We start from the raw sequence: 14,155 nt of genomic DNA, 5'->3' as shown, positions 1-14,155 counted from the left end.
CCAAAATTAAATTATGCCCGTATTACAGTTATGTAAGCTTTATAAAACCGCCACAAGTAATATAGGGGTCTTCCAACTTTTCTTAATAGGTACTCCGAGATAATGTTACATGTTTTTCCCGCTTTATCAACTAAAGATCGAGTATGATTGTCTTGATGCTGAAGCGAGTTGGAGTTATGCAGACATTTGAGAACAATCTCGTTAGCGAATTTCTTGTACGTGTATTTGCCGCTTTGAACAATGTCGGAATAGGCTCTTTCAGTGATTTCATTTCGTTTCTTGTCATTTTTGATTATGCTAATAACCTCGTCTAAATTGCTATAATCTTTTTTTAATTCAACGAAGTGTAAACCCGGCTTAAGGATGCCATTATAGTGGCCTTCAAGAAGCACTTGACATGTCTCCGTTAAACATGCTTCCAAATGTCTAGGTGAAATTGCGAATAAATCCAAATTTCCATCGAGACTCGGAAAGCAATGCTCCTCTACTTCCGAATAACTTGCTTTCGGATTTTTTGATAAATAATTTTCAGTCTTCTTTCTGATGTCACCGGTCGGATCCAAGATACTGGCTCCACCTTCTACACCTATCGTAAATCTACATTGCAATAAGAATTCTAACCACTTATCCCCGTAAATTGTGTCCTTATCCTCATTAGATATATCGGAGAAAAGTCCGTTTGAATCGCAAGCTTGCTTGAATACTTCGCCAATTTTTACTTTAGTTAATCCATGTTTACCCAGCCACGGGGGTGCCCTCCAGGCCCGGTAACCCACGTCAATTTCTCTCTTTTGAATCTGCTCTTTTAAAGTATGAACTTTATCGATCGTCTTGTCGTCAATATATCCGGTAAGCACTTGTTCAATTTTTACATTTTCAAAATCAACATTGCTGTAGATTTTTTTCCATTCGGACTCAGGAGAGACGGTAAATATATAATCGATACTGAAACGATTGATCAAATTATTTAGGCAGTCTGTGTATACAAATTCATCCTGAGGTAGAATAGCTTTTATCGCACTAGACTTACTAAAGAAGATCAATTTGCTCAATAATTTCTCAAAACGCCGTGAATTCCATCTGGCAGCAAGAAAAGTTGTATGGAAAATAATTAAATCGAATTTGATTATTTTTAAGTACCAAGGGATCTTTAATACAAACAATGCGTTTAGGTAATAGATTCGGTGGTTGGTATAATTCTCAAAAGAAGATAAGTGTTCATTAATCGAATTACGAACAGGATAATGTAAACTACGGTAAATAATTAATATGTTATAGGACAATGGTTCATCCCCTAGCTACCTATATTTACTATATAGAGTTACATGATTGATAGTATAACGTATTGATTTTACCCGTTGTTAGCAGTGCCTGTCAAATACACATGATTGTAAAAGAATATTCATGGTAAATCATCGGTTATAGGCTTTCCGTTGTCCGTTGTCTATCGCAAACTAAATTCAGCCTTTAACTATTAGGTGTAGAATGCAATAATTGTATGTATGATTAAGGAATCCAGATAGATTCCCGAATCGCTTGATAGATTTCCGGAATAAGATTAATATGAAGGGCGACTGACGATCCTTCTTCTCAGAATCAAGATTTTCATAAAGGTGGGCTAATAATTATGTCACTATACTCGGTTCTCCAGTGGCTCTACTTGGGTTGGATTGATATTAAGGGGCGATATAGAAGAACTGTACTTGGCCCATTTTGGCTTGTTGCAACGACTTTTTTATCGATTGCAATGATGGGTGTGATATACAGTTCAATATTTAAAGTGGAGATTAATGAATTTATTCCTTATATTGCTGCCGGTATAGTTGCATGGTACTTTATTAGTGGAGTCATTATGGAATCTTGTAATGGCTTGATCTCGAATAAGTTTCTCTTGCTATCCAAGCCAATACCTATTTTTTTGATTAATGTGCGTATTCTATCGCGTCATCTGATTATATTCCTCCATAATATGATTGTTTTAATTTTATGCCTTCTTTATTTTGGCCAACTTCAAAATGTATTAATTTTTCCTACTATTCTTGGCATTATTATTAATTGTGTAATTGTAATCACTCTAGGCATTTTTTTATCTTTAATTTGCGCTAGATTCAGAGACGTCGTTCAGGTCGTAACATCGTTAATGAACATTCTTTTTTTAATAACCCCAATCGTATGGAATAAAAAGGTTCTTGAATCGAGGGACTACTTAGCCGAGTGGAACCTATTTTCACATCTTGTTGACCTAATAAGGTCTCCCCTGCTTGGTCAAGTGCCATCCATCGAATCGTATATGATTTCATTTGCTTTTTTTGTCTTTATCTTACTCCTGGCCTATACTTCCTCAAGAAAATTACGAAACTTTATGTATTGGTTGTGATCCTATGGCAAGTATTACACTTGAGAATGCCGGTATTGATTTTCCAATTGGGTTGATGGATTCCGGAAGCTTACGCTCATGGATTGTTTCTAGATTCAACTCAGAAAAGCACAAACAGTCTAAGTTAACATTCGAAGCGTTGAGCCCCATTAATGCAAGTTTCCAAGATGGTGAAAGAATTGGCCTTATAGGTTCGAACGGCGCAGGAAAAACAACGTTTTTAAAAATGCTGGCTGGCGTTTATTTGCCTACGAGGGGGAATATATACACAGAGGGAAAAACATCGACCTTATTCGATCTTTATCTTGGCATGGATGACGAGGCCACCGGGTATGAGAATATTCGAATTGCCAGTTCTGTGCTGGGGTTTAAACAAAGTGAGATAAGTCATGTGGTTAAAGATGTAGAGCAATTTACGGAATTGGGTGAGGCATTATACCGACCTCTCAGGACTTATTCAGCGGGAATGCGGGTCCGATTAGCATTCTGCATTGCTACTTCGATTGATACGGATATCATGCTGATTGATGAAATCATCGGAGTAGGGGACAACCATTTTCTGGATAAAGCGAAACAAAGAATGCTGAATAAAGTAGGCCAAACAAAAATGCTTTTTTTAGCTTCCCATGCGTATTTTGTTCTAAGGGATTTTTGCCATAAGGGCCTGGTTTTCAGCAAAGGGAAAATCGTATATGAAGGTAACATCGATGATGCGATTGATTATTATGATCGGAATAAGCATGTCCTTTAGAGTGTGTATGCAAAAATTAACTATAAGCGTGGTGGACTATGAATATCCTGTTGCTTTGTAATTATGATCCCTATAATGCTGCAATGGTATCTGATCACATTAATGCATTTTACAATTTTTCAAAGCACAACATTTTTGTTTATACACAGCTGGTGAGAAATGGAGGGAATCTCGACGGCGAATTGGAGTTGGGCCAATTCGATGCGGTTATCGTCCATTATTCCATTTTTTTATCGGTGGATGCATACGCTTCCCAAAAGACCCGATATCAGTTGAAGAAATATAAAGGAATCAAAGCTGTATTTATTCAGGATGAATACCGATCAATCCAAAGAACGATAGATTCCCTTAATCAAATTGAAGCGGATATTCTTTTTACCTGTGTACCAGAAAAACATATTGAAGATGTCTACCCGACCAGCCTATTGCCAAAGCTAAAGAAAATTCAAGTTTTGACTGGATACATTAACGAAGACTTGCTTATCTATCCTCCAAGAAGGCTTTCCAAACGGAAATTCGACATCAGCTACCGCGGCAGGAAATATCCGGCTTGGCACGGACGATTAGGTCGTGAAAAGTGGATCATTGGCGAGCGCTTTAATGAAGAGGCGAAAAAATTAGGGCTTAGAACAAATATTAGTTCGGACGAGAATGACCGCTTATATGGATCTCAATGGATTGAACTAATTCGAAACTCTAAAGCTGTATTGGGTGTAGAAAGCGGAGCGAGCATATTTGATTTTACGGGCGAAGTTTCTGCTAGGGTAGAAACTTATTCCTCTTTGATTAAGAAGGCCCCGAAAAAAAATGAAGAGCATCACTATGAACAACTCAAAAAGAAGTTTTTTGAAGACATAGAAGACATTTACGATTTATCGCAGATCTCTCCAAGGGTACTTGAAGCTATCACTCTACGTACCGCATGCGTATTGTACAAAGGAGATTACTCGGGACTACTGATTCCATGGCGCCATTATATTCCATTAGAGAAAGACCACAGCAATATGGGGCAGGTCATTGCATATTTAAAAGACGATGAACGATTAGCTGAAATCATTGCAAATGCGTATGCAGAAGTCGCGCTTAATCCTAACAATAGCTACAAGAGCTTTATTAAGAATTTTGATGAGATAATTGAAGACAATTTTTTGCAAATCGAGGAAATTTTCGACCGCAATTATCTTGAAAGTAAAGCGAATAAAGGGTTTACAGAGGTTTCTGCGGCTTTACACATGCATCGTACTTCAGAGCCTGACCCTAAAGAATTTAATAAGAAGTATCCGTTTTTTTATGTGAAAAACCCGCATGCATTTCTTATTTCAAAGCGATATTCATTGATAAGGATACTTTGGTCGAAGCTGCCCTATAAAATTAAGATGCGGCTAAAGAAGGTTGTTTTTAAGTGAAAATAAATGATCATTCAAATTATAAGAGTGTTAACAAACACTTTCTTTCACTTCGGCGGAATAAAGAATTAACGGGTACACGACGATGAAACCTGAGGTGTGGATCGTCAATCAATATACCGTAACCCCCGACTATCCGGCCAGTACGCGGCATTACGAGTTGGCTAAGTATATGTCTCCCTATTTCGATGTTACGTTATGGGGCAGCAACTTCATACACCACAACAAAACGTTCCGTTTTGACAAGCGGTTCAAAACCTACGAAGAAACGCTGGAAGGCTTCCGGATGGTATGGTTGGCGAGCAAAGCCTATAAAGACAATGGTGCCGCCCGAGTCGTAAACATGCTGCTGTATGCAGCCACCTTGTTTTTTAAAGGTGTTTTTCGAAGGAAGAAACCAGATGTAGTTATCGGTTCATCGCCGCCTTTATTCGCTGCCTTTGCTTCGTGGATGATTGCCAGATGCCGCGGGGCGAAGTTTGTCCTTGAAGTTAGGGATTTGTGGCCAGATTCTCTGGTGCATATCACTGGCGACGACAGGAAGTTCATAGTCAACATCCTCAAGAGGATGGAAAGATTTCTATACCGCCACTCCGACAACGTGATCGGACTCACAGAAGGAATTGTGGAGAAGCTAGTCGAACGCGGCGTTCCGCGGGAAAGAGTTGCGTTTGTTCCGAACGGCGTTGACTTGGAGACAGAGGGACGGCAAATTGCGGATAGGAATTCGCTTCGAGAGAAACTAGGCTTTGCACCTTATGACAAGATCATAATGTATGCCGGAGCTCATGGGCCTGCTAATAATCTGGCGCAACTGCTGGAAGCTATGAAGTGCCTTCAAAATGAGACTAGCCTCAAACTCGTCCTGATGGGAGAGGGAGTCGAGAAGTCGGAATTAATAGAATTGGCCAAACAGCAACATTTACATCAAGTTGTTTTTCTTCCCGCGGTCCCGAAATCTGATGTTCAGACGTATTTATCCATTGCGGACGCCTATATGATTTGTTTAAAAGACATCCCTCTGTTCGAAGGGGCGTTACCGAATAAATTGTTCGATTACATGCTGCAGGACAAGCCGATTATTTCCACGGTGGCAGGCGAAGTAGGGCGGTTTCTTGATAGGCACGGATACGGTAGGTATGGCAATATGAAAGAGCCGGAAGAAGCATTCTTGCCAACGGTGATTCGCAGCATTATGAACCATAAACCGCCGAAGCAAAAAAGTTCCGAGTACGTGAGGATGCACTTCTCACGCAAAGCGCAAACGGAAAGTCTTGCAGCAATGTTACAAACCCTAGTACATACAAAAAATAGATAGGAGTGAACGATACCATGGCGAATTACATTCATCCCGACGCATCTCTAGGCGAGAATGTGACTTTCGGTTACAATTGCATCGTCGAAGAGGGCGCACGTATTGGAAGCAATGTCACGATCGGCCACTACGTTATTATTTATGAGGATTCCGTGATCGGCGACGGCTGCATCGTTCACGATAATGTCGTTATCGGTAAAAAACCAATGAGAGCAGCGCGCTCGATTCTAAAAGCCCAGAGTGATTACCCTCCGACGATTATAGGTCAACGTTGCACGATCGGAACGAATGCCGTCATTTACAAAGATGCAAAATTGGACGATGAGGTTTTTGTAGCAGATTTGGCAACGATCCGTGAAAAAGTAACGATCGGTAAGCAAACAATCATTGGCCGTAACGTTGCTATTGAAAATGAGACAACTGTTGGAGCTTACTGCAAAATCGAAACGAATGCCTATATCACGGCGTTTTCCACGATTGAGGATTATGTGTTCGTTGCCCCGGGGGTTGTGACCAGCAATGATAACTATATTGGCCGCACTGAAAAACGCTTCAATGCGTTTAAGGGGTGTACCATCAAACGCGGAGGACGTATTGCTGCCAATGCGACACTGCTACCAGGCGTGATCGTTGAGTCGGAGGCGGTTGTGGGAGCGGGGAGCGTGGCTAGAAAAACGTTGAAATCCGGCATGGTGTACGTTGGAAATCCAGTCAAAGAGTTACGACCCGTTGACCCGGAGCAACTACTCAAGGATTGAAATAGTCTCTTGCTGTTCGACAAGTTATGATACAATTACTTCATCAGGCTTGAGTCGGGAGAGTATTGAATGTCAAACATGAAAGAAAAGAAAACCCTTAAATCGTTATTGCTTATCGTTGATATCGTTCTTATTATGCTCGCGTACATAGCTGCATTTTATTTGCGTTATGACGAAATTCCTCAACGAAATTGGGAATCATTCGTATCTCTTATGCCTTGGATTGCGCTACTGGCGCTTTTCTTTTTATCCATTAATGAACTCTACTCAATAAATCGCAAGACGATCTGGGATATGATACGAAGCTTATTTGTATCCATGACGCTACTGTCTTTTCTAACGATGTCTATTTCATTCTTATTCAGGGAGTTTGCACTGCCAAGATCGGTTATCCTGATTGCTTATATACTATCTCTTTTATTCTTAAGCTTGTGGAAATCGACATTTGTATTTTTCGGTCACCGGAATGAGAAAATACGGATGTTATTAGTAGCCGACGAGGAAGAGGCGGCTAAGCTAGTCTCTCAAATCAAGACGTCAACACTTAGAACGAAAATTACACATATTCAACCGAATACTGAACTCTCGCGCATCTTTCAATTGATTGAGGATCACGATAGCATCATGTTAAGTTCGAATACCGATCAAGAGAAAAGAACGCAATTACTATATCATGCAATGAAAGCCAATAAAATTATCTATGTCGTCCCATCGCTGTATGATTTACTATTATCAAAGTCGGCGATTACACAATTAGATGATTCGATGGTCATGGCTGTCAAACCTTTCGGGCTCACGATAGACGAAAGATTTATTAAACGTGTGTTTGATATCCTTCTATCCGGTATTGGACTGATCTTCTTTACTCCGCTTATGTTGTTGACGTTCATAGTAATCAAACTCGATAGTCCGCGCGGAAGCGTAATGTACAAGCAGAAAAGAATCGGTCAGAACAATAAGGTATTTACGATTCTTAAGTTTAGGACGATGGTAGAAGACGCAGAAGTACATACGGGGCCGACTTTAGCGGTTCAAAATGATCCGAGGATTACAAGAGTCGGTCGGTTTCTAAGAAGATGGCGCCTAGATGAGATTCCGCAAATTATTAATGTGTTAAAAGGCGAAATGTCAATCGTTGGACCGAGACCGGAGCGAGAATTCTTCACGAGAACATTGAATCAACAATATGAATCCTATCAATACCGGAATACCGTAAAGCCAGGGATTACGGGGTATGCACAGATTATGGGGAACTATACGACCAACGTACAGGACAAATTAGTGTTCGATTTATACTATATCCGCAATTACTCGCTCTGGATGGATATCGTTATTATTCTAAGAACGTTGTCGGTTGTGATGGATCGTACCAAATCAGAGGGTCATAAACAAAAGACGGAACTAACTAAACCCAACAATGCAATGAAGATGGATGCATAAGAAGTTGTCATTCTGAACGCCCTTACACCGTGTGCAATGGTTAGACATTCAGAATGTGCGCTTGTTATGTATTTATTAAGTTTTCTCTATAATAGTTGATGGTTTCCTGTAACCCGTGTTCGAGATCGTACTGGGGTTTCCACCCAAGTTCAAGAACGGCTTTCGTATTATTCAAACAACTATGAATAATCTCGCCTTTACGAGCAGGGGAGTACATGGGTTCAAACGATCTACCTGTAAGTTTACATATCAAACGTAATAGCTGATTGATAGATGTCTGACGATTGCAGCTCACATTGTAAATCTGGTTCCGTCCTTCTGAGATTGCAGCCAGATTGGCAGCAACGATGTCTTTCACATAAACAAAATCCCTTGTGTGCTCTCCGTCACCGAATATAACGATAGGTTTTCCTTTAAGAAGCTTGGACAAGAAGATAGAGACAACGCCGCCTTCACCACTAGGATCTTGGCGCATTCCGTAAGCATTGGCATAACGGAGAATCGTATAATCAAGACCGTGCAGTTCGGAAAAAAGTTCAATATATCTTTCCGGTGCATATTTAGAAGCTCCATAGAAAGAAATTGGGTTTTTGGGATGCTCCTCCGATAGAGGTATAAAACTAGGCACACCGTAAACGGCTGCAGTGGAGGCATAAATAATCTTTTTTACTCCATATTTAATACAGCATTGCAGAACGTTTATCGTTCCGATGATATTAGACATGGCATCATGTTCTGGTCGGTTCATGGAAGTCTGCACATCCACTTGAGCCGCGAAATGAAAAACAACTTCAGGGCAAGTATCGGAAAAAATCCGATCTAACTTATTATCCAGTATATTAGCTTGGTAGAAACTCGCCTTTGCAGAAACGTGGCTTGAATCTCCCTTTGTGAGATTATCGACTACCGTAACCCTATATCCTTCATACAGAAGCGAGTCCACCAAGTTAGATGCTATGAATCCCGCTCCTCCAGTTACTAAAACGTTCATGCACGAACCCTTCCTTCTGGCGCATTCTTTTTAAGTCATTATAACAAAGATAGTGTTGAGAAATACGATTAACACTTAACTAATTCTTGCTAGATACTAGTTTTGTTTTACAGGTGTACCGCAACTTTTGCGCATTGAACAACGTAGAAAAACATATAGTTTGTCGAAACGGGGGAGATGAATCTTGCAGAAATCGAAGAAATGGGCGGTTTGGGGTGCGACGGCCGTGCTGGCTGTTACGATAGGTACAATTGGGATAATGTCGACTGTCGAAGCGGATGGCAATTCTAATCCCGGATCCGTAGACGATCCCATCGTGACCAAGGGCTATGTTGATGCAGCGGTTGCAAAGCTCGTCAAGGAGGAACTAGCAAAGATAGGCTCATCCGGTAGTGGCGGAGGGTCTGCGAAGTTGGAGGTCGTCACTGTGCCGTGGGGATCGAAGCTGATTGTCGGTGACGGCGGCGAGATGATCGTAAGATCGGGCAAAGCGATCGCATATAGTGGGGATAAGAATGGTTTATCCGATTTAACCGACGGTTTAGATATTAGTCCCGGCAAAACTGTTGGAAACAATCATCTCATTCTTAACCCAAGAGGAGAACGAGGCGTAGAGGCGGATCCTAAGCAATCGAAGGGTCTCATTGTATTGGTTCGCGGCGAGTATAAACTTCTGCAATAGCAATTATAAATATATCCTTAAAGTGAACTGCCGGGCAAACAAGCTTGGTAGTTTTTTGCGTTCTGAAGAAGCCGCACCAACCCAAGAGCAACGTAAAGCTCCCATGAATATCATATACGATGCCGAGAAAAGCGGTAATTTGTCAAATGTCGGGTGATTGAATGAAGGTTATAGAAAGTAAGCTTCAGGGTGCCAAACTCATTGAACCGTCGCTCTTCGAGGATCATCGGGGTTTCTTTATGGAGAGTTATCATGCTGAGGGGTATGCTGCTATAGGGTTGCCAAATACCTACGTGCAAGACAACCATTCTTTATCTATCCAGGTGGGAGTCTTACGCGGACTGCATTACCAGCTCAATCCGAAAGCTCAGAGTAAACTTGTTAGAGTAACAGCAGGTTCGATCTTCGATGCGATAGTAGATATTCGAAAAGGGTCTCCTACCTTCGGGCAATGGGAGGGCTTTGAGTTGTCGGCGGAGAACAAAAGACAGTTGTTCGTTCCTAGCGGCTTCGCGCATGGTTTCTGCACGGTGGCTCCAAATACGGAAGTTCAATATAAAGTAGACAATTTCTTCTCCCCGGAGCAGGATAGAGGAATCCTATGGAACGATCCCACGATCGGAATCGAATGGCCTACGAATGCGCCTATCCTTTCGGATAAGGATTCACGACATCCCGGATTATTGAATGCGCACAATAATTTTGTTTACTAAAAGGATGAGAAGCATGAGATTGCTTATAACGGGAGGGGCCGGATTTATCGGCAGCAACTTCATCCATTATTTGAGGCGAGAGCACCCATCCTATGAGATCGTGAATGTGGATTTACTAACTTATGCCGGCAATCCGGATAATTTATCCAACGTCGAGGTGTCCCGGCAATATCGTTTCATCCAGGCGGACATTGCGGATTCGGATGCCATGGAGATCTTATTCGCTGATGGCATTGACTCTATCGTGAATTTTGCCGCGGAATCTCACGTGGATCGCAGTATTACGGATCCTGGGATATTCGTAAGGACGAATATTACTGGCACGCAAGCATTGTTGGATCTAGCGATAAAATACAAAGTGCCCAAGTTTTTGCAAATTTCCACGGACGAGGTGTATGGAAGTCTTGGGGCAGAGGGGTTATTTTCAGAGGTGACGTCGCTTGCTCCGAATAGTCCTTATTCCGCAAGCAAAGCAGGGGCAGATCTGCTCGTTCGCGCTTACCACGAGACGTATGGTTTGCACGTCAATATTACCCGGTGCTCCAACAATTACGGCCCTTATCAATTTCCGGAAAAGCTTATCCCTCTTATGATACGCAACGCACTGGATAATAAACCTTTAACTGTCTATGGGGACGGCTTAAATATTAGGGATTGGTTATACGTGGAAGACCACTGCAATGCAATTGCTCTTGTGCTTCATCAAGGGCGCGCTGGGGAGATTTACAATATCGGGGGGAACAATGAACGGACGAACCTGCAAGTCGTCCGTACGATCCTCCAAGAGCTTGGCAAGCCGGAGAGTTTAATACATTATGTCGAGGATCGGTTAGGTCATGACCGTCGTTATGCGATTGATGCGACGAAGATTCGCAATGAACTTCGTTGGCAGCCTAAGTACGAGTACGAAACGGGTATTAAATCAACTATTAAATGGTACCGGGAAAACGGGGAATGGTTGAACCGAATCGCTACCGGAGCTTATCAATTATGAACGATTCCTCCAAACGGATACTGGTGACCGGCGCGGGAGGACAGTTAGGTCAAGAGTTCGTCCGATTGGAAAATAATCAAGATGAGGTGATAGGCTGTAGGCGTTCCGATCTAGATATTACAAATGCGGAACAATGCCGGCGCATCGTTGACGAACGCAAACCTGACGTAATTCTTCATGTCGCTGCTTACACGGCAGTAGATCGAGCGGAGATCGAACCGGATCTGGCATATGCCGTAAATGTCACGGGAACGAAAAATATGGCTGAGGCTGCCGAACGGATAGGGGCAATATTTTGCTATATCAGTACGGATTATGTATTTGACGGTATGGAAACGATGCCTTATGAAGTATCCCATCCAACAGATCCCCGATCCGTGTACGGTAGGACAAAGCTGGAAGGCGAGCAAATAGCCTCGGAAACTTGTTCTAAAGTATTTATTGTACGCACATCATGGGTTTACGGAAAATACGGCAATAATTTCGTAAAGACCATGCTCCGACTAGCTAATGAACGCCAGGAGATTTCCGTAGTGAACGATCAATTCGGGGCTCCGACGTATACCTATGATCTAGCTGTCCTCCTTGCGGAACTCGTACGATCCGATCAATATGGAACCTATCACGTATCTAATGAGGGGGTCTGTACATGGTTTGAATTCGCGCAGACGATTTTTAAGGAAGCCGGAATAGAGGGAATAACTGTGAGACCTTGTTCAACGTTACAATTTCCCCGTCCTGCTCCAAGACCCGCTTATTCCGTGCTAAGCCCAAACTCCTTGATCGAAGCGGGATTCAAACCGCTTCGTCACTGGAAGGAGGCTTTACGTCATTTTTTATCATGAAAGTCGCTGTTTCAGTAGCATCCTCCTGATTTTCCCCCAACACCCATAATGTAATACGCCTTGATTGCGGTGACCCGACACATACTAAGTTCATCAACATTCAAGGAGGCTTATCATTATGGCGAGAAGCAACAAGTTGGTTGTACCGGAATGCGCGAATGCGTTAAAGCAGATGAAGTACGAGATTGCGTCGGAACTTGGCGTGCCCATCGCTGCATCGACCGGTGACGTGGATTCGGAATTTTCCGGTGAGCTCGGTAGCATCGGATCAGCTGGATATGGACAACAATATTTAGGTAACCTGACTTCTAGGGAAGCGGGATCCCTCGGCGGCGGAATTACGAAACGCCTGATTCAACAAGCGCAACAAACGATCATTTAGCAATGGTTTTTCTGGGCTGACGCGCATTGACACCCCTCGACAAATCCGGTATCATTATTAATCGAAGGTTTCTCTTAACAGCCTTTTCCAATTGGAAAAGGTTGATTTTTATATGTGGGGGTTGGAGACTTTGTCGATTAAAGGACGGCATCTCTTCACATCCGAATCGGTCACCGAAGGCCATCCGGATAAAATATGCGATCAAATCTCGGACGCGGTATTGGATGCGTTCTTGGAAGTGGACCCTTATGCTCGCGTAGCTTGCGAAGTTTCCGTAGCTACAGGACTTGTGCTTGTTATTGGTGAAATCAGCAGCAAAGCCGATTTTATAGATATTTCCGCCATCGCGCGTCGCACGATTAAAGAAATCGGTTATACCCGCGCCAAGTATGGATTCGATTCCAGTACTTGCGCCGTTCTGACATCCCTGAACGAACAATCCGCAGATATCGCGCAAGGCGTAAATGCAGCTTTGGAAACCCGTGACGGTAAAGACATCCAGCAAGAAAATGAAGATATCGGCGCAGGAGACCAAGGTTTGATGTTCGGTTTTGCAACGAACGAGACTCCTGAGTTGATGCCGCTTCCGATCGCGCTGGCGCACCGTTTGTCCCGTCGTCTGTCCGAAGTTCGCAAGAACGGCAAGCTGCCTTACCTGCGTCCGGATGGAAAAACGCAAGTTACGGTACAATATGAAGACGGTAAACCCGTTCGCGTAGATGCTATCGTCGTATCGACGCAGCATTCCGAGGATATTACTCTAGAACAAATTCAGAGCGACATTCGCGAGAATGTGATCTATCCGGAAGTTCCTTCTGAATGGTTGGATGCCGATACCAAATTCTTCATCAACCCGACAGGGCGTTTCGTTATCGGCGGACCTCAAGGGGATGCAGGATTAACCGGTCGTAAGATCATCGTGGATACGTACGGCGGATACGCTCGCCATGGCGGCGGTGCGTTCTCCGGTAAGGATCCTACAAAGGTTGACCGTTCGGCGGCTTATGCGGCTCGTTACGTGGCTAAGAACATCGTTGCTGCTGGCCTGGCTGACAAATGCGAGATCCAGCTCGCATACGCGATCGGCGTAGCAAGCCCGGTTTCCATCAACGTAGACACATACGGTACTGGCAAGATCGAAGAGGAGAAGTTGGTTGAATTGATCGTGAACAACTTTGACCTACGTCCTGCGGGCATCATCAAGATGTTGGATCTACGTCGTCCGATCTACCGTCAGACAGCTGCTTACGGCCACTTCGGCCGCACGGACGTTGACCTTCCTTGGGAGCGTCTAGACCGTGTTGAAGCATTGAAGCAGGGCGCCTTAGTATAAAATTAGCTTTTATTTTAGACCTGAACCGAAGTGGGTTCAGGTCTTTTTTGCGTATTTTGAACCCCGCGCATGTGATAGTGATCTCGATACGGTTCATGTAGTGGATACAAGCGATCTTGTTCCAGGGGAATACCGTTTGTTCGCTTGGTACGGACAATCCGTTTGGTT

At 43.1% G+C, this 14,155-nt stretch carries 14 protein-coding genes; 12 read left to right on the top strand and 2 right to left on the bottom strand.

Annotated features, from left to right (window positions below; all coding sequences use genetic code 11):
• Window positions 1-11: 11 nt before the first annotated feature.
• Window positions 12-1,283 (bottom strand): hypothetical protein, encoded by a 1,272-nt coding sequence (locus tag HH215_RS20150; protein ID WP_169281523.1) that lies wholly within the window; start codon window positions 1,281-1,283, stop codon window positions 12-14.
• Between the two features lie 344 nt (window positions 1,284-1,627).
• Here HH215_RS20150 and HH215_RS37075 point away from each other — a divergent pair, with 344 nt between their 5' ends.
• From HH215_RS37075 to HH215_RS20120, 6 genes are all read left to right on the top strand, one after another.
• Window positions 1,628-2,377: an ABC transporter permease gene (locus HH215_RS37075; protein WP_169281522.1), complete on the top strand. Its 750-nt coding sequence runs from the start codon at window positions 1,628-1,630 to the stop codon at window positions 2,375-2,377.
• Window positions 2,378-2,381: 4 nt separating this feature from the next.
• Window positions 2,382-3,128, top strand: coding sequence for an ABC transporter ATP-binding protein (locus tag HH215_RS20140; RefSeq protein ID WP_169281521.1), 747 nt, complete (start codon window positions 2,382-2,384; stop codon window positions 3,126-3,128).
• Between the two features lie 38 nt (window positions 3,129-3,166).
• Window positions 3,167-4,534: a hypothetical protein gene (locus HH215_RS20135; RefSeq protein ID WP_169281520.1), complete on the top strand. Its 1,368-nt coding sequence runs from the start codon at window positions 3,167-3,169 to the stop codon at window positions 4,532-4,534.
• Between the two features lie 85 nt (window positions 4,535-4,619).
• Window positions 4,620-5,852, top strand: coding sequence for a glycosyltransferase family 4 protein (locus HH215_RS20130; protein WP_169281519.1), 1,233 nt, complete (start codon window positions 4,620-4,622; stop codon window positions 5,850-5,852).
• A gap of 14 nt (window positions 5,853-5,866) precedes the next feature.
• Window positions 5,867-6,607, top strand: a complete 741-nt coding sequence (locus tag HH215_RS20125) for an acyltransferase (protein WP_169281518.1) — start codon at window positions 5,867-5,869, stop codon at window positions 6,605-6,607.
• Window positions 6,608-6,676: 69 nt separating this feature from the next.
• Window positions 6,677-8,047, top strand: coding sequence for a sugar transferase (locus tag HH215_RS20120; protein WP_169281517.1), 1,371 nt, complete (start codon window positions 6,677-6,679; stop codon window positions 8,045-8,047).
• Window positions 8,048-8,111: 64 nt separating this feature from the next.
• On the opposite strand, the gene HH215_RS20115 is transcribed toward HH215_RS20120, so the two are convergent.
• A complete protein-coding gene (locus HH215_RS20115; RefSeq protein ID WP_169281516.1) occupies window positions 8,112-9,038 on the bottom strand; it encodes an NAD-dependent epimerase/dehydratase family protein in 927 nt (308 codons plus the stop codon).
• A gap of 184 nt (window positions 9,039-9,222) precedes the next feature.
• Here HH215_RS20115 and HH215_RS20110 point away from each other — a divergent pair, with 184 nt between their 5' ends.
• The 6 genes from HH215_RS20110 (at window position 9,223) to metK (ending at window position 13,987) form a co-directional block, all read left to right on the top strand.
• The gene (locus tag HH215_RS20110) at window positions 9,223-9,720 is read left to right on the top strand and encodes a hypothetical protein (protein ID WP_169281515.1); all 498 of its coding nucleotides are present in this window, start codon (window positions 9,223-9,225) and stop codon (window positions 9,718-9,720) included.
• A 161-nt stretch (window positions 9,721-9,881) separates the two neighbouring features.
• A complete protein-coding gene (rfbC, locus tag HH215_RS20105; RefSeq protein WP_169281514.1) occupies window positions 9,882-10,433 on the top strand; it encodes a dTDP-4-dehydrorhamnose 3,5-epimerase in 552 nt (183 codons plus the stop codon).
• A 13-nt stretch (window positions 10,434-10,446) separates the two neighbouring features.
• The gene (rfbB, locus tag HH215_RS20100; RefSeq protein ID WP_169281513.1) at window positions 10,447-11,427 is read left to right on the top strand and encodes a dTDP-glucose 4,6-dehydratase; all 981 of its coding nucleotides are present in this window, start codon (window positions 10,447-10,449) and stop codon (window positions 11,425-11,427) included.
• On the top strand, window positions 11,424-12,272 hold the full coding sequence (gene rfbD, locus HH215_RS20095) for a dTDP-4-dehydrorhamnose reductase (protein ID WP_169281512.1): 849 nt from the start codon (window positions 11,424-11,426) through the stop codon (window positions 12,270-12,272). The genes rfbB and rfbD overlap by 4 nt, the downstream gene beginning before the upstream one ends.
• A 118-nt stretch (window positions 12,273-12,390) precedes the next feature.
• The gene (locus HH215_RS20090; protein ID WP_169281511.1) at window positions 12,391-12,654 is read left to right on the top strand and encodes an alpha/beta-type small acid-soluble spore protein; all 264 of its coding nucleotides are present in this window, start codon (window positions 12,391-12,393) and stop codon (window positions 12,652-12,654) included.
• 130 nt (window positions 12,655-12,784) lie between these two features.
• Entirely contained in the window at window positions 12,785-13,987 is a 1,203-nt protein-coding gene (metK, locus tag HH215_RS20085) for a methionine adenosyltransferase (RefSeq protein ID WP_217362229.1), read from the top strand.
• The last annotated feature ends 168 nt before the right edge of the window (window positions 13,988-14,155 follow it).

This window comes from Cohnella herbarum (assembly GCF_012849095.1).
In the GTDB taxonomy this organism is placed as follows: Bacteria; Bacillota; Bacilli; order Paenibacillales; family Paenibacillaceae; genus Cohnella; species Cohnella herbarum.
Note: the sequence above shows the minus strand (reverse complement) of the source record. Positions and strands in the feature narration are given on the sequence as shown.